Source organism: Shewanella sp. Sh95 (genome assembly GCF_001308045.1).
Taxonomy (GTDB): domain Bacteria; phylum Pseudomonadota; class Gammaproteobacteria; order Enterobacterales; family Shewanellaceae; genus Shewanella; species Shewanella xiamenensis.
Window position 1 is genome coordinate 1 of record NZ_LGYY01000264.1, and the last position, 21,598, is coordinate 21,598.

The 21,598-nt window shown below is 47.4% G+C and carries 18 protein-coding genes and 2 pseudogenes; 2 read left to right on the plus strand and 18 right to left on the minus strand.

Annotated elements, in window-relative coordinates; all coding sequences use genetic code 11:
* Window positions 1-195: pseudogene (locus AEA42_RS19480) on the minus strand (IS4 family transposase); the annotation flags it as partial.
* A 105-nt stretch (window positions 196-300) separates the two neighbouring features.
* Between AEA42_RS19480 and AEA42_RS19485 the strand changes: the two are divergent.
* Window positions 301-609 (plus strand): annotated as a pseudogene (locus tag AEA42_RS19485) (GGDEF domain-containing protein); the annotation flags it as partial.
* 50 nt (window positions 610-659) lie between these two features.
* Here the strand turns inward: AEA42_RS19485 and tilS are convergent.
* The 17 genes from tilS to rpsB form a co-directional block, all read right to left on the minus strand.
* Complete coding sequence (gene tilS / locus AEA42_RS19490; RefSeq protein WP_055648592.1) at window positions 660-2,057, minus strand: tRNA lysidine(34) synthetase TilS; 1,398 nt, start codon at window positions 2,055-2,057, stop codon at window positions 660-662.
* A gap of 57 nt (window positions 2,058-2,114) precedes the next feature.
* A complete protein-coding gene (gene dnaE / locus AEA42_RS19495) occupies window positions 2,115-5,594 on the minus strand; it encodes a DNA polymerase III subunit alpha (protein ID WP_055648593.1) in 3,480 nt (1,159 codons plus the stop codon).
* A 117-nt stretch (window positions 5,595-5,711) separates the two neighbouring features.
* On the minus strand, window positions 5,712-6,341 hold the full coding sequence (rnhB, locus tag AEA42_RS19500; protein WP_055648594.1) for a ribonuclease HII: 630 nt from the start codon (window positions 6,339-6,341) through the stop codon (window positions 5,712-5,714).
* Window positions 6,341-7,498 (minus strand): lipid-A-disaccharide synthase, encoded by a 1,158-nt coding sequence (lpxB, locus tag AEA42_RS19505; protein ID WP_055648595.1) that lies wholly within the window; start codon window positions 7,496-7,498, stop codon window positions 6,341-6,343. The genes rnhB and lpxB overlap by 1 nt, the downstream gene beginning before the upstream one ends.
* A 133-nt stretch (window positions 7,499-7,631) precedes the next feature.
* The gene (gene lpxA, locus AEA42_RS19510) at window positions 7,632-8,402 is read right to left on the minus strand and encodes an acyl-ACP--UDP-N-acetylglucosamine O-acyltransferase (protein ID WP_037416761.1); all 771 of its coding nucleotides are present in this window, start codon (window positions 8,400-8,402) and stop codon (window positions 7,632-7,634) included.
* The gene (fabZ, locus tag AEA42_RS19515; protein WP_037416758.1) at window positions 8,399-8,863 is read right to left on the minus strand and encodes a 3-hydroxyacyl-ACP dehydratase FabZ; all 465 of its coding nucleotides are present in this window, start codon (window positions 8,861-8,863) and stop codon (window positions 8,399-8,401) included. Before fabZ ends, lpxA begins: the two co-directional genes overlap by 4 nt.
* 32 nt (window positions 8,864-8,895) lie before the next feature.
* Window positions 8,896-9,921 (minus strand): UDP-3-O-(3-hydroxymyristoyl)glucosamine N-acyltransferase, encoded by a 1,026-nt coding sequence (gene lpxD, locus AEA42_RS19520; RefSeq protein ID WP_047534654.1) that lies wholly within the window; start codon window positions 9,919-9,921, stop codon window positions 8,896-8,898.
* Between the two features lie 3 nt (window positions 9,922-9,924).
* On the minus strand, window positions 9,925-10,422 hold the full coding sequence (locus tag AEA42_RS19525) for an OmpH family outer membrane protein (protein ID WP_011790019.1): 498 nt from the start codon (window positions 10,420-10,422) through the stop codon (window positions 9,925-9,927).
* A 64-nt stretch (window positions 10,423-10,486) separates the two neighbouring features.
* Window positions 10,487-12,967 (minus strand): outer membrane protein assembly factor BamA, encoded by a 2,481-nt coding sequence (gene bamA / locus AEA42_RS19530; protein ID WP_055648596.1) that lies wholly within the window; start codon window positions 12,965-12,967, stop codon window positions 10,487-10,489.
* A gap of 31 nt (window positions 12,968-12,998) precedes the next feature.
* Complete coding sequence (rseP, locus tag AEA42_RS19535; RefSeq protein ID WP_055648597.1) at window positions 12,999-14,369, minus strand: sigma E protease regulator RseP; 1,371 nt, start codon at window positions 14,367-14,369, stop codon at window positions 12,999-13,001.
* Window positions 14,370-14,420: 51 nt separating this feature from the next.
* The gene (gene ispC, locus AEA42_RS19540) at window positions 14,421-15,611 is read right to left on the minus strand and encodes a 1-deoxy-D-xylulose-5-phosphate reductoisomerase (protein ID WP_055648598.1); all 1,191 of its coding nucleotides are present in this window, start codon (window positions 15,609-15,611) and stop codon (window positions 14,421-14,423) included.
* A gap of 4 nt (window positions 15,612-15,615) precedes the next feature.
* Entirely contained in the window at window positions 15,616-16,473 is an 858-nt protein-coding gene (locus AEA42_RS19545) for a phosphatidate cytidylyltransferase (protein ID WP_055648599.1), read from the minus strand.
* 20 nt (window positions 16,474-16,493) lie between these two features.
* Window positions 16,494-17,321 (minus strand): polyprenyl diphosphate synthase, encoded by an 828-nt coding sequence (gene uppS, locus AEA42_RS19550; RefSeq protein WP_011623389.1) that lies wholly within the window; start codon window positions 17,319-17,321, stop codon window positions 16,494-16,496.
* A gap of 82 nt (window positions 17,322-17,403) precedes the next feature.
* Window positions 17,404-17,961: a ribosome recycling factor gene (gene frr / locus AEA42_RS19555; protein ID WP_023267385.1), complete on the minus strand. Its 558-nt coding sequence runs from the start codon at window positions 17,959-17,961 to the stop codon at window positions 17,404-17,406.
* Between the two features lie 30 nt (window positions 17,962-17,991).
* The gene (gene pyrH, locus AEA42_RS19560) at window positions 17,992-18,720 is read right to left on the minus strand and encodes a UMP kinase (protein WP_011717690.1); all 729 of its coding nucleotides are present in this window, start codon (window positions 18,718-18,720) and stop codon (window positions 17,992-17,994) included.
* Window positions 18,721-18,790: 70 nt separating this feature from the next.
* A complete protein-coding gene (gene tsf / locus AEA42_RS19565) occupies window positions 18,791-19,642 on the minus strand; it encodes a translation elongation factor Ts (protein ID WP_037429566.1) in 852 nt (283 codons plus the stop codon).
* Window positions 19,643-19,761: 119 nt separating this feature from the next.
* The gene (gene rpsB, locus AEA42_RS19570; RefSeq protein ID WP_011071784.1) at window positions 19,762-20,490 is read right to left on the minus strand and encodes a 30S ribosomal protein S2; all 729 of its coding nucleotides are present in this window, start codon (window positions 20,488-20,490) and stop codon (window positions 19,762-19,764) included.
* Between the two features lie 309 nt (window positions 20,491-20,799).
* On the opposite strand from rpsB, the gene map reads away from it, so the two are divergent.
* Entirely contained in the window at window positions 20,800-21,597 is a 798-nt protein-coding gene (gene map / locus AEA42_RS19575; protein ID WP_037416730.1) for a type I methionyl aminopeptidase, read from the plus strand.
* The last annotated feature ends 1 nt before the right edge of the window (window position 21,598 follow it).

Genomic DNA, 21,598 nt, shown 5'->3' on the forward strand with positions numbered 1-21,598 from the left:
GAGCAAACGATCAATGCGCTTGATGTTGTGCTTGGTTCGGGCCGTGGTTGGTAAATTTCGACCTAACTCAGTCAAGGTCAGTGTCTTACATTCAATCAGTGCCTTAGAGGCCAGCATCAAGCTGTTTAATCGTTTTAGGTGAAGTTCTGGGCAGTATTGGTGTAAAGAATGTTGTAGGATATTGGCTTCGCGCATCTTGTTGTCCAAGTGTAGTTTTTAGCGAAACCATTTGATCATGCAACAAGATGCGCTTCCACCCTAATTTGATGATTTATTTGTAAATCATCAGGGGATTCTTCAGAGTTTGGTGACATTATCCGTAGCAGTATCCGTAGTACAGATCAGGCTTTCCGCATCGGCGGCGATGAGTTTGTGGTCATAGTACAAGGTAATATTCATGCAGCGGGTTTACTGTGTGAGCGTATCGTCACTGCAACCAATGCCAATACTAACTTCCATCAATTTGGCGTGAGCAGTAGCCTTGGGGCGGCTGAGGCGAGCGACACGATGGAAGCCGAACAACTCTATGAGCAGGCTGATAAAACTTTGTATCAAGCCAAAGCCTCGGGACGTAATTGCTACAAGTTAAGCCCAGCCCAACTGTCTTAATCGAGCATGGATGCTGCTCACTGGCGATAAAGCATGGCAAATAGACTTTGCTATCCGATCGCATTCCCATCAAACTTAAGCCCGATATCATCCCCTTGGGCACAAAATGCCTTTTCGACCCAGAGACCAAAGGCCATCACCAGCTTATCGTTGTAGAACACGAATCCTACATCAGTACGTAACCATGGCGGCACAGCGCATTCCTGCCAGAGTTTTTTTAGCTCGCGTCCCTTATCGCGAAAATGCGGCTGACAGCGAAATTGCCCAGGCAAGCCATAACGTAGACTCACCACTTCATCGGCGTTAGGTAAACGCAGCCGAGGGCCTGTGGTAACCAACGCAAATGGCACAATCTTGTCTTCAACCATTGTTGATGCTTGAGTCAATAAGGTCAGAATCTCTTGATGTAGGTCGCGCGCTGTAATGTGGGGCACGGTAGATAGGGTTTCTCCACTATCCAGATAAAGCATCCCGGCAAAGCGGCGCAGTACACAGTCATTAATGCGGATATGGACCTTAGCATCCTCTTTAGCGTGGATTAATTGCTGCAACATTTGCTGCAACTGCACGTAGGATGGCAGTAAAAATCCTTGGGACTCAATAAAGCCCCGCAGCAGTATCCCTTGCCATTCAATCGGTTGCGCTGCCAATTCAGTCAGCTTGAGTACAGTTTGCTCAGTAACAGCCGCCTTGGTTAACAGCTTAGGTAAACGCTCACTGATCTCAGTTTCTACTATGGCTTGCTGCTCGGCACAAAGCTGGGCACTGCGACTGGCGGTGCTGGCGATACTTGGCCAGCGCGCTTTTAGGCGTGGGATAATCTCGAGGCGAAGAAAGTTACGATCGTACTTATCATCTTGATTACTCTCATCATCGATATGGACTAAATGTTGCGCTTTGGCAAAGGCTTCAATCATCTCGCGGCTAATATCAAGCAAAGGACGCACTTGTAAGCACGATCCTTTGCCTGCTAATGAGAGCGGCTGAATATGCCCCATGGCCGCTAACCCCTTAGGGCCTTGACCGCGTTTTAGGGCTAACAGAATTGTCTCGAGTTGATCATCTTCATGGTGAGCGGTTAGTAAGATATCCTGCGGATTAAGATGCGCTAAAATCGCCTGATAACGCACTTTTCGCGCTGCAGCCTCAACGCTCACCCGAGGACCAAGCTCGAGTTGGACCCGTTCTACCGTCACAGGTAAACCATACAGGGCCGCGCGTTCTTGACAATGCTTGGCCCAAGCATCGGCATTGGGGCTCAAGCCATGGTGTACATAAATCAATTGATAGCGTAAATCAGGACGCTGTTTAGCATATTCACTTAAGCCGTAGGCGAGCACTTCGGAATCGACTCCGCCACTGTAAGCGAGGACTAACTTGCTCCCCGCTTGAAAGGGTAAGCTATCTAAAAATCGCGCTATATGAACACTCAAATCCTGCGCCGCCATCCTCTTCCCCACTCAAAAACAACAGAAACCTAAGCTTGGTTCGACTTAAGACAGATATTACGATGGAAATACAATCCGCACTTTCTGCGGGCCGAGTAAACTTTCCAAGGCAAAGACCAACTCATCACTTGGGTTAACTCGCCAGATTTCGGCCAATCTAAACTGCCCCTTGGCTTGAGCTTGGCTGTAGTTAATTAGCACTGGCACTGCGCCATTACGCCATGGACTGATTGCCTGCTCAATGCCCTCGAGCATATTTGGGGTCAGCTGCGATGCCTCTAAATCGATTTCCAATGCACTGGCAAAATGGCTACGCGCCTCACTGATATCGATGATATTGCGCGCCGTCATCCGGTTTCCACCGGCAAAATCATCAAAACTCACCTCACCTTCGCAGATCAGGATCCGGTCCTTTTCCAGCAGGTGATTAAACTTCTCAAAGGCTTCAGTAAATAGCATCACCTCAAGCCGAGCGCTCTTATCATCTAAGGTCAGTAAGCCCATTTTCGAGCCGCGTTTAGTGAGCATCACCCTGGTCGCCACGACGAGGCCCGCCGCCTTAACGGTTTTACCCCGTTCGGTAGGATGCACATCCTTCAAGCGCCCAGAGGTGTAATGCTTAAGCTCTTTAAGATATTGATTTATTGGGTGCCCCGTTAAATACAACCCTAATGTTTCGCGCTCGCCCTCAAGCCAAATTTTGTCCGGCCATGGGGTACATTCCACAAACTGTTGCTTGCTATCCTCGGGATCACTATTGAGCAAACCAAACATATCATGCTGGCCAATAGCCTCAGCCTTCGCATGTTGGTCTGCTGCGCTAATGGCCTCGGGTAAGGTTGCCATCATCGACGCGCGGTGCGGTCCGAGGGAATCTAACGCTCCAGCACAGATAAGCTTTTCAATAACCCGTTTATTGAGCTTTTTTAGGTCTATACGGGCACAGAAATCGAATAAATCAACAAAGGGACCATCTTTACGCGCCGCTAAAATTGACTCAACTGGCCCCTCACCCACGCCTTTGATCGCTCCAATGCCGTAGACAATCCGCAGATCATCATCAACGGTAAACTTAAATAATCCCTTATTCACATCCGGCGGAATGATGGTGAGCCCCATCCGCTCGCATTCATCCACTAAGGTCACAATTTTATCGGTGTTATCCATATCGGCAGACATTACAGCCGCCATAAATTGCGATGGAAAATGGGTCTTCAACCACAGCGTTTGATAGGAAACTAACGCATAGGCCGCAGAGTGAGACTTGTTAAAACCGTAACCAGCGAACTTTTCCACAAGGTCGAAGATTTTCATCGACAGCTCGCCGTCGACACCGTTTTTAATCGCACCCTCTTTAAAAATACTCCGCTGTTTGGCCATCTCCTCAGGCTTTTTCTTACCCATGGCACGGCGTAACATGTCAGCGCCGCCTAAGGTATAACCTGACAATACCTGCGCAATCTGCATCACCTGCTCTTGGTACAAAATAATGCCGTAGGTGGGCGAAAGCAGTTCTTTTAAGGATTCATGCTGGTATTGAGAATCGGGGTAAGACACCTCTTCACGGCCATGCTTACGCTCGATAAAGTTATCTACCATGCCCGATTGCAACGGCCCTGGGCGAAACAATGCCACCAAAGCGATCATATCTTCGAAGCAGTCGGGCTGTAGACGTTTAATCAAATCCTTCATACCACGGGATTCGAGCTGGAATACCGCTGTAGTTTCATAACGTTGCAGCAATCTAAACGAGGCTGGGTCGTCTAGCGGAATCGCTTCAATGCGTATTGGTGGACGGCCATTTTTAACCTCCACCTTGTTGATCATCTCTAGCGCCCAATCGACGATAGTGAGCGTTCTTAACCCCAAGAAGTCGAATTTAACTAACCCTGCGGTTTCCACGTCGTTCTTATCGAACTGGGTTACCGGGTTTTTACCTTCAGCGTCGCAGTATAGCGGCGAAAAGTCGGTGATCTTGGTGGGCGCAATCACCACGCCCCCCGCGTGCTTACCCGCGTTTCGAGTGACGCCCTCAAGTTTGCGGCACATGTCGATAAGATCTTTGACATCTTCATCGGCATCGTAGGATTCCTGCAATGCCGGTTCCACTTCAAAAGCTTTAGCCAGTGTCATCCCTGGCTCGGGTGGGATAAGCTTTGAAATGCGATCGACAAAGCCATAGGGATGTCCCAGTACACGGCCGACGTCTCGGATAACCGCCTTAGCCGCCATTGTACCGAAAGTAATAATCTGCGATACCGCTTCACGGCCGTACAACTCAGCCACGTGGTCAATGACCTCGTCGCGTCGATCCATACAGAAGTCAACGTCGAAGTCGGGCATCGACACCCGTTCTGGGTTCAAAAAACGTTCGAACAGCAGGTCAAATTCGAGGGGGTCTAAGTCGGTAATCTTAAGGGCATAGGCCACAAGCGAACCCGCGCCCGAACCACGGCCAGGACCAACGGGAATCCCGTTGTCCTTACCCCACTGAATAAACTCCATCACGATCAAGAAGTAACCAGGAAAGCCCATTTGGTTAATCACTTGAAGCTCGATGTCGAGGCGCTCATCGTACTCACCGCGACGCTCGGCGCGCACCTGTGGGTCGGGGAATAAGAATGCTAAGCGCTCTTCGAGCCCCTTCTTAGAGCGATCAACCAAATAATCCTCAATCGACATATCGCCAGTGGGGAAGTTAGGTAAGAAGTATTCGTTTAAACGAATAGTGACGTTACAACGCTTAGCAATTTCAACGGTATTGGCAAGGGCTGCGGGGATGTCAGCAAACAGCTCACACATTTCCTCTTCACTGCGAAGGTACTGCTGCTCACTGTACTTTTTAGGACGGCGTGGATCGGCGAGCGTAAAACCATCGTGAATCGCGACCCGTATTTCATGGGCTTCGAAGTCCTCTGGCTTTAAAAACACCACCTGATTTGTAGCCACCACAGGAATACCCTTTTCCTGCGCTAATCCCACCGCCATGTGCAGATAACGCTCTTCATCGGGGCGTCCGGTGCGTAACAACTCAAGGAAATAACGTCCCTCAAAATGCTGCTGATAGAACTCGCATAACGACTCAACCTGAGTATTGTTGCCCTTCAGCAGCGCCTTACCCACATCCCCTTCTTTGCCCCCAGACAGCAGCAAAATGCCTTGGTTATATGTGACCAACCACTCTTGGTCAATCACTACGCGACCTTGAACATGCCCGCGTAAATAGGCTTGACTGATGATTTGGGTGAGGTTTTGATAGCCCTCATTATTCATCGCAATAATGGTTAAGGCGCAAAACTCACCATCAAAACCAGGTACTTGCATCCAAAAGTCCGCGCCGATAATCGGCTTGATCCCTGCGCCATGGCAACCGCCGTAAAACTTCACTAGACCACAGAAGTTATTTTGATCTGTTAAAGCCACCGCCGCCATCCCATGCGCTTCAACTTGAGCAAGGATTGGCTTGACCTTAGCCACACCATCGGACATAGAAAAGTCACTGTGGACACGCAGATGCACAAAACGAGGATCGGACATAATTAGAATTATCTTTGAATAGCAGGTTAACAATCACTAAAAAAGCAGACTAGCAAAGTCACCGCTCTTGGGCTAGTGACTTTGCTCTCAAGCTGAAGTGAAAACACCCAATCGGTGTTAACGCTCCAGTAATGCCTTGACGGGTTTGAAACTTTTACGATATTGATCGAACACACCATGCTCGGCGATGGCGTCAAAATGCGCCTTCGTTGGATAGCCCTTATGCTTAGCAAATCCATACTGTGGATAAGCGGCATCGAGGGCATCCATCTCCCGATCACGGGTCACTTTGGCAATAATCGAGGCTGCACTGATGCTGGCAATCAGGCCATCACCCTTGACTATGCTATGGCTCGCCAAAGACAGCCCTTGATGAGTAAACGCTGGGCTGCGATTACCATCGACTAAAACTAACTCGGGCGCACGTGCAAGCCCTGCCACTGCGCGCTGCATGGCAAGCATAGTGGCATGCAGGATATTCAGCTCATCAATTTCCGCAGGACTTGCCCGCCCCACATGAAAGCTTAAGGCTTTTTCACAAATCTCATCGAATAATGCCTCGCGGCGCTTCTCGCTGAGCTTTTTAGAGTCATTTAAGCCCAAAATAGGTCGATTAGGATCGAGGATCACCGCAGCGGTGACGACATCGCCAACGAGGGGACCGCGACCAACCTCATCGACACCAGCCACTAACACCGATGCAAAAGCCGCGATATCGGTGTCGGTCAGCGTCTTAAATACCGCCATTAGTTCACATCCTTAACATCAACCAGAGCCAAAACCGCCTCGGCCGCCTTTTGGCTGGCATTACAACGCAGCAGTTGATGCAAACGTTCAAACTCGGCTTTAATTGGTGCAAAGTCTCGGTTAAGTTCAACGCCAACCGCGGCAGCTATTTTCTCTGGCGTGCAATCATGCTGAATGAGCTCTGGTACCACATCTCGCCCCGCTAATAAATTTGGCAGCGAGAAACGATTCACCTGCATCATGCTCTTGGCAATACGATAGGTCAGTGGACTCACGCGGTACGCCACCACCATTGGGCGTTTAATCAGCATGGCCTCTAACGTCGCTGTACCCGAGGCGAGTAAAATACCATCGGCAGCGGCCATCACTTCGCGTGACTTGCCTTCCACCATGTGAATTTCTAAATCCGGCGCATAATCTTTTAACGCTTGTTCAAACTGCTCACGGCGCTGTTGATTCACTAAAGGCGTCACAAAGCGAATATCGGGAAATTGCTGCTTGATAAGTAGCGCCGCCTTCACAAAGGGCTCAGCCAATTGCTTTAGCTCACCGCCGCGCGAACCAGGTAAAATCGCGAGATATTCAGCCTCAGGATCTAACTCCAGCAATTGACGCGCACTTGCTTTATCACTCTCAAGCGGAATGTCGTCGGCTAAGGTATGACCGACAAAGGTACAAGGCACTTGATGCTTATCGTAGAAGGCTTTCTCGAAGGGCAATAATGACAGCACCATATTAGTGGCCTTGGCGATTTTAAAGATCCGCTTAGGCCGCCATGCCCACACCGAAGGACTCACATAGTGAACGGTTTTAATCCCCTGAGCCTTTAATTTAAGCTCGAGACCGATATTGAAATCCGGCGCATCAATACCGATAAAGCAATCAGGCTTAAGCTCGGTGATGGACTTAATTAACGAAGCTCGGACATGGAGCAGGCGTGGCAGACGCGATAGCACTTCAACTATCCCCATCACGGCTAATTCTTCCATCGCGAACAGGGATTCGAAGCCTAAGGCTTCCATACGAGGTCCACCAATACCAACAAAACGGGCATTGGGATGTGCTTTTTGCAGCGCGGCCATCAAACCCGCACCTAAAATATCGCCGGAGAGTTCTCCGGCGACCATTGCAAACACTAATTGAGATTTTTTGCTCATAAACCAATCATATCTGACAAGTGAATGGCACCGCAGCGATAACCTCTGCCATGGCATTTTCTAACGCAGAATGTCACAAGCAGTGCCTATGAATGGCATAGTCTAGAGTCGAAACTCTTAACGCATCATGCCGCTAACGAATAATGCCGCGACCCGAAGATTTGACAAACTCAACGAGCAACTTAACTTGCGCGTCATTTTGTGCATCTTCGGCAAGTGCCTCAACCGCTTCTTCAACCGTCAGGCTGCTACGATATAAGGTTTTATAAGCGCGGCGCACCGCTAATTGAGTTTCCTTAGAGAAACCTCGGCGCTTCATACCTTCGCTATTTAAGCCGCGAGGGATAGCTGGTTGTCCCGCAGCCATCACAAAGGGTGGCACATCCTGTAATAATAACGAACATCCCGCAGTAAAGGCGTGGGCACCGATATGCACAAACTGGTGAACGCCAGTCATGCCACCGAGAATAGCCCAGTCACCGACATGCACATGGCCTGCGATAGACGCATTATTCGCCATAATTACGTTATTGCCGACTACACAGTCGTGGGCAATGTGCACGTAGTTCATAAACAGGTTGTTTGAACCAATACGGGTTTCGCTATTGTCTTGAACGGTTCCACGGTGAATAGTGACATGCTCACGGATAACATTGTTATCGCCAATGATAAGGCGTGTAGGCTCACCTGCGTATTTTTTATCTTGGCATTCTTCACCCACAGAGGCGAATTGAAAAATACGGTTGCCTTTACCTATCACCGTTGGCCCCTTCACCACCACGTGGGAGCTTAACCAACAATCGTCGCCAATCTCGACACCCGCGCCCACATAACTCCATGGACCTATGGTGACATTTTTACCAATTTTTGCATCGGGATGCACAAACGCTAATGTATCTATCACTGATTAATCTCTCTGCGGGCACACATGATTTCAGCGGAACAAACCACTTCACCATCCACTTTGGCCTCACCATAGAAAACGCCAATCCCGCGGCGCTCTTTAATCATTTTGACTTCAAAATGGATTTGATCACCGGGTTCGACTACACGTCTAAAACGTGCATTATCGATACCCGCAAAATAATACAACACACCAGGTGGTGGCACATCGTCACTCATGGTCTTAAAAGCAAGCAGACCAGTGGCCTGCGCCATGGCTTCTAAAATCAGCACGCCGGGCATCACAGGCTGGATCGGGAAATGCCCCTGAAAGAAGGGCTCATTAATCGTCACGTTTTTAATCGCATGGAGACTCTCACCGGGGGTGAAATCCAGTACGCGATCGATTAATAGGAATGGATATCTATGGGGCAGATACTTAAGGATCTCCGAAATATCCATAGTGTTCATTTGATTAGACACGAACCTAGTTCCTCAAAATTGCCTTAGGGCAATTACTCTGGTGTATTTAAATTTTTTTCCAACGTCTTCACGCGCTGGAACAGTTCATCCAATTGACGGAAGCGAACTGTGTTTTTACGCCACGTTTTGTTATCCATAGCAACCGTGGCTGATGAATACAAACCAGGCTCACGCATATTACCAGTAATGTTGGTCGCGCCAGAAATATGCACACCATCGGCAATGGATAAATGGCCAGCAATGGCACAATTTCCACCAATAATACAGTACTTACCAATAGTGACACTGCCCGCAATCGTGGTACTGCCTGCAATAGCTGTATTTTCACCAATAATATCGTTATGGGCGACCTGCACTTGGTTGTCGATAATCACACCATTGTGGATTTCGGTATGGCCTAATGCACCGCGGTCAATCGTTGAATTAGCACCGATTTCGACGCGATCACCAATGCGCACACCACCCGTTTGGGGGATCTTAACCCACTGTCCGCGCTCATTAGCGTAACCAAATCCATCGGAGCCAATAACGGCACCGGAATGAATAATACAGTCTTGGCCTAAATGAACATTGTGATACAGGGTGACATTGGCCCATAACCGGCTATTTGAGCCTATGATGGAGTCTTGTCCAATCACAGTACCCGCACCAATTTGTACATTTTCACCAAGGATAACATTGGCACCAATCACCACATTAGCACCAATTGCCACACCTTCACCTAACTGGGCAGAAGGGTCAATTTGCGCCGAGGGATGAATACCCATCGCTGCCTTGGGCGTGGTATCTAACAACTGCGCCACACGAGCAAACCCCACATAGGGATCTTTTACAACTAACGCAGTGCCAGGATAGTCCTGCGCATCTTTAGCCGACAATAACACCGCGCTCGCTTGAGTTGACTCAAGCTGAGCACGGTATTTGCTGTTGGCTAAAAAAGAGATTTGTCCCGCTGTGGCATGTTCAAGCGTTGCAACACTGTTGATCACTAAGGTTTCATCGCCTTGGACAACGCCATCTAATATCAGGCTTAGCTCTTTTAAAGTCACACTTTTCATCAATTACTTGCCTTTGCTTAAGGCTTCAACCACTTTGCCACTGATGTCAGCGTTTGGCTTAACATAAATGACAGCACCGCGTTGTAATACCAAGTCATATTGGTCTTTTTCAGCGATTGTATTAATGGCTTTTTGCACTTTAACTAACAGTTTATTTTGCTCTTCACCTTGACGACGACGTAAATCCTCATCGAGTGCTTTGCCTTTTAACTGATATTCAGATTTTAGCGATTCCATTTTACGAACCAGCTCCGTTTTTTGCGTGTCATTCATTAACGCGCCATCACGCTGCTGCTTCTCCATTAGAGAGCGCATTTCTTCTTGCATCTTTTGTACATCGGCCATGCGATCACCAAACTCAGCTTTAAGCGCTTGAGAGATCTGTTCGCGTTGTGGCAACTGTTCAAACACTTCGCCCATATCCACAACGGCTATTTTCTCAGCATGTGCCATTAATGGCGCACCTAATAAAACCAATGTCATCAGGGCGCGATTTACCATCTTATTCAAAGTAGACTCCTTGTAGCCTTGTTATTTTCAGCAAAACCTGCCGAGTGTATGCCTTTTAAAAAGTTTTGCCAATATTGAACGAAAAGATCTCTGTTTGATCGCCTTCGTATTCCTTAAGTGGCCACGCTAAGCTAAATACCATAGGTCCCATTGGTGATAACCATTGTAGGCTCACCCCCCAAGAGGCGCGGATACGCGATGGATCGCTATAATCCTGCAATTTAGCAAATTCCTCAGCAGGAAGTGTTTGGTAAGCATCAAAATCAAACTCTGTATCCCATACGTTACCGGCATCGAGGAAGAAACTTGTACGCACCGAATTTGAATAGGCCTCATCTAAGAACGGTGTGGGTACAATAAACTCCATACTTGCCGTTGCAATCGCATTACCACCGATTGAACGACCTGAACTCACCTGAATACTGTTAGGATCGCCCGGTAAACTACAACCATCACCCGATGGATCAGGTGCACAGGGCTCACTACCACGGTAGAGATAGAATGAACGAGGACCAACCGAGTTTGACTTAAAGCCACGTAATGAAGTGCTACCGCCGGAATAATAGTTTTCCCAGAATGGAAGGATCTGGTCATTATCGTTAAATTGACCATAACCATTACCATAACCTAAACGGCCACGAGCTAAGACCACAAAGTTATGACTGCGGGTAACAGGGAAATAATAGTTGGTATCAAAATCAGTTTTAAAGTATTGCAGGTTTGAACCCGGAACCGTCATCTTACCGTTTAGACGTTGTGATGAACCATCCGTTGGGAAAGTGCCACGGTTTAAGGTACTGCGTGACCAACCTAAACTCAGCTCAAAGTTATCAAAACTTAAGTCGGCATTAGGATCATCGTTTCGATAAATATTATAGAAACGCAGTGCTTGCTCATAGGCTGAAATTTCAGAAATCGTGTTATGACGATAACCAATACCACCATTAATACGGTTGTATTCGTTAATTGGGAAGCCTGAGTTAAGCGCCACACCGTACGAACTGTTTTTATAGCGCTCTAAGTCAGCTTCATTGGCATCAAATTCACTCCAATAAATGCTTCCACCTAAGCTCACGCCATCTTTCGTCCAGTAGGGGTCGGTATAAGATAAGTTGACATTTTTCGAGTATTTGTTGGTACTCATACTAATGCCAGCTTGATTTCCCGAACCTAAGAAGTTGTTTTGCTGCACGCCAAACTGCAAGCTTAAACCTGATTCAGTACCGTAACCCACACCTGCATTAAATGAACCTGATGGCTGTTCTTTCACTTTTACAGCGATATCAACTAAATCATCGGTGCCAGGAACTTGAATAGTTTCAGTATCAACAGTTTCAAAATAGCCTAAACGGTTAAGACGCGCTTTTGATTGCTCAACTTGTGCCGAGTTTAACCACGCACCTTCCATCTGACGCAGTTCACGACGCATCACTTCATCTTTAGTGACAGTATTACCGGTAAAGTTGATGGAGCGAACATACACACGCTTACCAGGTTTGATATTGATGTTTAAGGTCACTTCCTTGGTCTTATCATCAATTTCAGGGTAGGTTTTCACTTCAGGGTAAGCGTAACCGAAACGGCCTAAGTATTTGCTGTACATCTCTTCGGTGAAGGTTACATCACCGCCGTTGTACATATCGCCCGCCTTGATAGGCAGAATCGATTTCATCAACTCTTCACGACCCATCAGATCGCCCGTGAGGTTAACGCCTTTTACCTTGTACTTCTCACCTTCATTGACGTTGATAGTGATGTACAAGCCTTTACGGTCTGGGGTCATAGCCACTTGAGTCGAGGTAACTTCAAAGCGAATATAACCCTTGTTGTGGTAATAGGTTTTAATCGTCTCAAGGTCGGCTTGAAGCTTTTGCTTCTGATAGCGACGCTCACCAAACAGATCCCACCAAGCCACATAATCTTTCAGTTCTAACATGCCGATAAGCTCAGCATCGGTGAACTCATGATTACCGACCACGTTAATTTGGCGGATTTCGGCCGCTAAACCTTCAGTAAATTTGAACTTAAGTTCGACACGGTTCCGAGGCAAGTTAATCACCTGCGCCTCGACTTTGGCGCCGTATTTACCCACGCCGTAGTAGAAGTCTTGTAATCCCTTCTCGATGCCAGTCAGCATTGTGCGGTCTAAAGATTCGCCGACTTTAACGCCTGAGCCGTCCAGACTTTCCTGTAACTGCTCATCTTTAATGTCTTTGTTGCCTTCAAACGTCACAGCACTGATGGTTGGTCTTTCGGTGACTTTGACAATCAACACGCCGCCATCATGACTGACTGAGATATTCTCAAAGTTAGTTGAGGCATACAGGCTTTTAATGGCTTGCTGAATTTTTAACTGATCTACAGTGTCGCCCACTTTCACTGGTAAGCTTAACAAGGCAGCACCCAGTGCGACTCGCTGCAAACCTTCAACTTGGATGTCGGTCACTTCAAAGGGTTGGAAAGTATCCGCCAACACAGTCCCTGAAAACGACGCACCGACGAATAACATCGAGGCAAAAAGTTTATTCAATCTCATAGAGCACTTCTAATTATTAGTCTGTCCTTGCTCAGAGTCGGGCAAAATCATTGAAGAGCGCAATGCTCATCAACATCAGCAGTAATGCTGCCCCAAATCTGAATCCTATTTCCTGTACCTTTTCAGATACAGGCTTACCAGTTATTACTTCAACGAAGTAATACAGCAGGTGTCCCCCATCGAGCACAGGCAATGGCAGCAAGTTAATGATGCCTAAATTGACACTGATAAGCGCGAGGAAACCGAGAAAGTAAACCAAGCCATAGTTTGCACTATTGCCCGCACCCTGTGCGATTGAGATAGGTCCACTTAAGTTTTTCACTGACACATCGCCAGTAAATAATTTGCCAATCATCTTAAAGCTCACGACAACAAGTTGCCATGTTTTATCGGCTGCGATAGCAAAAGATTCGATTGGCCCATATTCCAGCTGTAATCGCATATTCTCAGGCCATTGTGCCTGAGCCGGGCTCACCCCAAGCACGCCGACATCTTTACCATCACTATTTTTAACACTTGCTGGTGTCACAGAGATGGCAAATTGCTCACCATTACGGCGCACGGTTAACTCCACAGGCACATTGGCAGAATGCTGAATAATGTCAACAAAAGCTTGCCAATCGGTATATTGCTGGCCATTGATAGCCACTAAGGTATCACCGACCTTCAGATCACTCTTAGCCGCTGCACTGCCTTCACTGATGAGCGCAATTTGTGGCTCGATCGCAGGGCGATACACGCCCAAGCCCAGTGCCGTGATCGGTGACTCTTTCTCAGGGTCGAAACGCCATTGACGGGTGTCTAAAGTGTAAGTACGAGTATCGGTATCAAGTCCCTGTAAACCGTTAAGAGGCGCAAGGGATAGTGTTAAACTGTCATCACCAATATGGCCAACAAGCGCCAAATTGACTTCTTCCCAATTCCGTACTGGCTGGCCTGAAATCGCCGTCACTTGCATCGGCTCAGTGACTTGGATTTGTGCCGCCGCAGTGCCAGGTGTTGTTGAGGTAATGACTGGCTTTAGCGATGGCACACCAATTAAATACATAAAATACAGTGCGATAATCGCAAAAATAAAGTTCGCAATGGGGCCAGCCGCCACAATGGCTATACGTTGCCACACGCTTTTACGGTTAAAGGCCTGATCTTTTAAGTTATCGGGGACATCTTCAACACGCTCATCGAGCATTTTGACATAGCCACCCAGCGGGATCATGGCAATAACATATTCAGTACCATCTTGACCGACTTTGCGCCAAATCGCCTTACCAAAACCAATAGAAAAACGCTCAACTTTCACACCACAGCGGCGCGCAATATAGAAATGGCCGTATTCGTGGGCAGTAATTAACAGCCCAAGTGCTACGATAAAAGAACCTAAGTTCCACAAAAAATCTAACATTCCACTCCTTACGTCATCAGTAAATCCACTCAAGCCTCGTCAACAAGAGGCCTAAGCAAATTTCGTTAGTAATTCACGGGCATATATCCGTGTTTGTGCATCGAGGGCAATGATATCTTCGATGCTGGTCATCGCCCGTTTAGGCACCGACGATAAACAGGCTTCGTTCACCTTGGCGATATGGGTAAACCCAATCTTGCCTTGTAAAAACGCCTCCACGGCGATTTCATTGGCCGCATTGAGTACCGTAGTCGCTTCTTGCCCTTGGGCACAAGCGGCAATCGCTAAAGCCAAACAGGGGAAGCGATTAAAGTCTGGCTCACAAAAGCTTAACTGTCCGACTTTGAAAAAATCCAAAGGTTCAACACCGGAGCGAATTCTTTGCGGATAGGACATACAATGCGCAATTGGCGTACGCATATCCGGGTTGCCCATCTGCGCGATCACACTGCCATCGCGGTATTGCACCATAGAATGAATAACACTTTGCGGATGAATAACCACCTTTAGTTGATCTTTTTGGGTATTGAACAACCAGCGCGCTTCGATAAACTCCAAGCCCTTATTCATCATAGTGGCGGAGTCGACCGAAATTTTCGGCCCCATTGACCAATTTGGATGTTTGCAAGCCTGTGCTGGCGTCATTGCCGCAAGACTTGACAGCTCGGCGGTTAAAAATGGACCACCAGAACCGGTGAGCAAAATATGGGAAATACCTGACGCCGCTAAATCACAGCGCCCTAAATTAGCCTGCACTTCTTCGGGTAAGCATTGGAAAATCGCATTGTGTTCACTGTCAACCGGCAACAACGTGGCGCCAGAGCGTTTCGTTGCCTCAATAAACAGTTCGCCGGACATCACCAGCGCCTCTTTATTGGCGAGCAATACCCGCTTACCCGCCTTCACCGCCGCCAGCGTCGGGACTAAACCCGCCGCGCCGACAATCGCAGCCATCACGGTATCAACCACTGAGGAAGTGACTAAGGCAATAAGCTCATCCTCGCCACTTGTGACTTGGATATTAAGCTCAGGGGGAAGCTTGGCTTGTAGCGCTAATGCGGCCTGGCTATCGACCATATGGGCGACTTGGGGGCGATGAGTTACACACAGGGCGAGCATCTTATCGACACTCGCATTCGCCACTAAAGCGTAAACACGATAGGCATCGGGATTAGCCGAAATCACACTTAAAGTGCTGGCACCAATCGACCCAGTTGCGCCCAAAATCACCATATTTTGCATAGCGTTACATCCAAAATGCAATGTAGATTAAGGTAAACACCGGCAAGGCCGCAGTGAGGCTGTCGATGCGATCGAGCACGCCACCATGCCCAGGCAGAATCGTACCAGAGTCTTTGATGCAGGCGGCACGCTTAAACATACTCTCGGATAAATCGCCAAGCGCCGAAATCAGTGCCACGAAAATGGTCACCGCAACCACTAACCCTAATTCCTGCTCAGGGGATATATACATAACACCCGCAACAACAATTAGTGTAGTCACTAGGCCACCGAGCAAACCCTCTAAGGTTTTAGCAGGGCTAACTGCGGGCATAAGCTTAGTTTTACCGACAGCTTTGCCCACAAAATACGCCCCAGAATCCGCAGCCCAAACGATCAACATCACCAATAATACTAGCGATGCCCCATAGTAAGGCGATATTTGCGAACTAATCGATTTAAGGGCAATCAGAGCCACAAAACAAGGTACTAAAGTCAATTGTCCAAACATGGACTTTAGCATCGGACTCTTTTGCCACAATTTGGCGCTTTTAGGATAAGTGACCACCAGCAGCAGTGACACCATCCACCACAAAGTACCTATGGTAACCACGGCAAGATAAATGGGATGAATTTGCCCCCTAAGCCAAATGGTGTCGGCGGGAACAATTAAATTAAGCGCGATCAGTAAAATACCGACCGTGCAAGTAAAACTCCATTGGGTGACATCACATTGACTATCGATGATCCTGCCCCACTCCTTAGCGGCGATCAGAAACACGGCCACTAAGGCCCAAGCAAAGTACTCTACGGGGAGTAAAAAGATCGCTCCCAAAACTAATGGAATTAACCAAATTGCTGTTATTATACGTTGTTTTAGCAAAAAAAATCCCTCATGACGTTTTACAATGCGCGCATCTCATCAATTTGACTTCCGGTCAAACCAAAACGGCGCTGGCGACTGGCAAAAGTAGCAATCGCTTCATGAAAAGCCTGTTCATCGAAATCAGGCCAAAGGGTGTCCATAAACACCAATTCAGCATAGGCAGCCTGCCAGAGCACAAAATTGCTGATCCGGTAATCCCCACCCGTACGGATCATTAAATCAACTTCACTCTGATTTTGCATGCACAAATGTTCACTCAAGGCTTCTTCGGTGAACTGACTGCTGGTCATTTCGCCATTTTCCACCTTTTCAGCTAACTTTTGCGCAGCTTGCAGTATGTCCCAACGGCCACCGTAATTGGCCGCTACATTCAATATCAATCCACTGTTGCCTGCGGTTTTTTCTTCTGCGGCACGAATTTGTTTTTGTAAACGCGCAGAAAAACGGCTGATATCGCCGATGATATTCAATCTGACTTGGTTCTTATCGAGTAACTTAATTTCCCGTTGTAACACGGTAAAAAACAATTCCATCAGCAAGCTGACTTCTTTATCGGGTCTACGCCAATTCTCGCTGGAAAACGCAAATAGCGTCAGCGATTGTATCCCTAACTGACTGGCCGCACTCACCGCACGTCTCACCGCCTTTACGCCGGCTTTATGCCCCATCACTCGTGGTTTGCCCTGGGTTTGAGCCCAACGTCCATTACCATCCATAATAATCGCAACATGTTTAGGTAATGACTGTTTAACGAGTTCGGGTAATACCTCCGGTAAGCTTGTCTGAGCACAAGCATCCTGCTCAGTCGACCTAGATTGCGGATCAAATTCCACTGTGGATGACATCTATTACAACCCTTTAAAATAGACAAACGCCGTGTAGTATACCCCTACACGGCGTAGCAACTCTAGCTTATAGCGCCTGAGATTAGACTTCCATCAACTCAATTTCTTTGGCCGCTAAAATCTCATCGACCTTCTTAATGTGAGCATCGGTGAACTTTTGCACTTCGTCTTCAAAGCGACGAACATCATCTTCAGTACATTCTTTGGCTTTTTCGAGCTTCTTCACTTCAGAAATCGCGTCACGGCGTACGTTACGAATCGCCACACGGCCGCCTTCCGCTTCGGCACGAACTACCTTGATGAAGTCTTTACGACGTTCTTCAGTCAGTGCAGGTAATGGAATACGTAAAGTTGCGCCCGCTGACATTGGGTTTAAGCCAAGGTCTGAGCTCATGATCGCTTTCTCAACCGCTTGGATTGCACTGCGATCAAACACTGTCACAGACAGGGTGCGTGCATCTTCAACACCCACGTTTGCCACTTGATTGAGTGGAGTCATAGTGCCGTAGTAAGACACTTGGATAGAGTCCAGTAAGCTTGGGTGTGCACGACCAGTACGTACTTTCGCCATTTGGTTCTTAGTCGCTTCTACGCATTTACCCATGCGCTCTTGAGCATCTTTTTTAATATCTGCAATCACGTTAAATGTCCTTCTTGGTCATTAAATAACTTACTTCGCTTTGATCAATGTGCCTTCTTCTTCACCCATGACCACACGGCGCAGAGCACCTGGTTTGTTCATGTTGAATACTAGGATTGGCATGTCATGATCACGCGCCATCGTAAAGGCTGCTAAGTCCATTACTTTTAATTCTTTGTCCAGTACTTCAGTGTACGATAATTCATCGTACTTCACGGCTTCTGGATTTTTCATCGGGTCGTCAGAATAAACGCCGTCAACTTTAGTGCCTTTTAGCACGACTTCTGCTTCGATTTCAATGCCGCGTAAGCAAGCAGCAGAATCGGTAGTGCAGAATGGATTACCAGTACCCGCAGCAAAAATCACTACACGGCCTGATTTTAATAAGCTGATCGCCTCAGCCCAATTGTAGTCGTCACACACCCCTTTTAATGGGATAGCCGACATCAGACGAGCATTAACATAGGCACGGTGCAGGGCATCACGCATGGCCAAGCCGTTCATAACCGTTGCCAGCATACCCATGTGATCGCCCACCACACGATTCATGCCCGCTTTTGCTAAGCCTTCACCGCGAAATAGATTACCACCACCAATGACCACACCCACCTGAATGCCTAACTCTACCAGCTCTTTGACTTCTTGAGCCATGCGATCTAACACTTTAGGATCGATGCCGAAGCCTTCGTCGCCCATCAGTGCTTCGCCACTTAATTTTAGAAGAATGCGTCTAAATGCAGGTTTTGGATTGGTGCTCATAATTTTTATATCCTGGTCATAACAAGACCGCAGCCATTGCTGCGGTCTTGGGGGTATTTAGCGTTGGCGATTAAGCCTTTTTAGAAGCAGCGATTTGAGCAGCAACTTCAGCTGCGAAATCTTCTTCTTTCTTCTCAATACCTTCACCCACTTCTAAACGAATGAAGTTAGTGACTTTCGCGCCTTTCTCTTTCAAGAATTCGCCAACAGTTTTCTTTGGTTCCATGATGTAAGCTTGACCAGTCAGAGAAATCTCACCAGTAAACTTCTTCATACGACCAACAACCATTTTCTCTGCGATTTCAGCAGGTTTGCCTTCATTCATAGAGATTTCGATTTGCAGAGCTTGTTCACGAGCGACTACGTCAGCTGGAACGTCTTCTGGGTTAACGTATTCAGGCTTAGAAGCGGCAACGTGCATTGCGAGGTGCTTCAGAGTTTCGTCATCAGCATCACCAGTTACCACTACACCGATACGCTCACCGTGACGGTAAGAAGCTAATTTAGTGCCGTCGATGTACTCAACGCGACGAACGTTGATGTTTTCACCGATTTTAGCAACTAGTGCAACACGGGCTTCTTCAAATTGGGCTTTTAAGTCTTCTAAAGTCACTTTAGACGCTGCAGCAACGTCTAAAACAGCGTTAGCAAAACCTAAGAAGTTTGCATCTTTAGCAACGAAGTCAGTTTGGCAGTTTACTTCTAACAGTACTGCGAAACCTTCACCGTTTTTGATCAGGATAGTACCGTCAGCAGCGATGTTACCTGCTTTCTTAGCAGCTTTAGCAGCACCAGACTTACGCATGTTGTCAATTGCTAACTCCATGTCGCCGTTGGTTTCTTCTAACGCTTTTTTACAATCCATCATGCCTGCGCCAGTACGCTCGCGCAGTTCTTTAACTTGGGCAGCAGAAATTGCCATTGTTAAATCCTCTCTAAAAAATCGACTAATTTGCAGATATAAAACAGGGGCCGAATGGCCCCTGTTAACCAATCAAAATCTTGGTTAATAAGGGTGATGAAACTCATCCCGCCTTATTATTATTCGGCTTCTACGAAACCGTCTTGCTCAGCTTGAACAGCTAAATCTTGACCACGGCCAGCGTTAGCTGCTGCAGCAACAGAAGTAGTGTACAGGCGAATAGCACGCATCGCGTCGTCGTTACCAGGAACGATGTAGTTAACACCATCTGGCGCAGAGTTAGTATCAACAACTGCAACAACAGGGATACCCAGGTTGTTAGCTTCTTTAATAGCGATATGCTCGTGGTCAGCGCCGATAACGAATAATACGTCTGGCAGGCCGCCCATGTTCTTAATACCGCCTAAAGATTTTTCCAGCTTTTCAAGCTCACGAGTACGCATCAGCGCTTCTTTTTTGGTCAGCTTGTCGAAAGTACCATCTACTGATTGGCTTTCCAGTTCTTTCAGACGTTTGATTGACTGACGAACGGTTTTCCAGTTAGTCAGCATACCGCCTAACCAACGGTGATCAACATAGTACTGATCACAAGAAATAGCAGCTTCTTTGATCGCTTCGCCAGCAGCACGTTTAGTACCAACGAATAATACTTTACCTTTCTTTGAAGCAACGTTGCTGATGAAAGCCAGTGCTTCATTGAACATTGGCACAGTATGCTCAAGGTTGATGATGTGAACGCCGTTGCGAGCACCGAAAATGAATGGCTTCATTTTTGGGTTCCAGTAACGGGTTTGGTGACCGAAGTGGACACCGGCCTGGAGCATATCGCGCATTGAAACTGTAGTCATTTCTATTACCTTAAAATTTAGGGGGTTAGACCTCCACGTATCCCATGTCTTCGACCCCGCAGTTAACAGCTGAGGGCACCCCGAAGAATGTGTCGACACGTGTGTGATTTAGTATTTAGATAAATTGCCATGTATAATGGCCGCCATCTTTAGTTTTGCTATCGCCCAAAAGCAGATAAAGCTGAGCTTGGGTAATTCATCAAGACTTAAACATAACGGCGCGCTTTATACCATAAATAGCCCTAAAGCACAAATTTTTGCATTAGGTTGATCGCGCCAATAGACACCGAAGACACAAGAGAAAACGCAATGAGTATAGTCATTAAGACAGCAGAAGAAATCGAGAAAATGCGCGCGGCAGGTAAACTGGCTGCACAAGTATTAGAAATGATCGCCCCTTATGTTAAGGCGGGGGTCACCACTAATGAATTAAACGATATCTGCGCCAAATATACCGAAGAGCAAGGCGCGATTTCTGCCCCGCTCAACTACCATGGTTTTCCTAAGTCGATTTGTACTTCGTTAAACAACGTCATTTGCCACGGTATTCCGAGCGATCGCGTTCTCAAGGATGGCGATATTCTCAATATCGATATCACCGTCATTAAAGACGGTTACCACGGCGATACCTCTAAAATGTTCTTAATCGGTGAAGTCAGCCCTAAGGATAAACGTCTGTGCCGCATCGCCCAAGAAAGTCTCTATCTTGCGATCCGTAAAGTGCGTCCGGGATTAAAATTAGGTGAAATCGGCAATACTATTGAAAAATTCATCAAAGCCAGCAAAACAGGCCTTGAGAAATATTCCATCGTGCAAGATTATTGTGGCCACGGTATTGGCGCGGGTTTCCATGAAGAACCCCAAGTGATGCACTACCGTAATGGTGACAACACCATTTTACGCCCAGGTATGTGCTTTACCATTGAACCGATGATCAACGCGGGTCGACACACCACTGTGCTAGATCGCGATGATAATTGGACGGTGACCACTTCCGATGGTAAAAACTCAGCCCAGTGGGAACACACATTATTAGTGACCGAAACCGGTGTTGAAGTGCTGACGCTGCGCGATGAGGAAGATTTTCCGCGGATCATTAATCACTAAT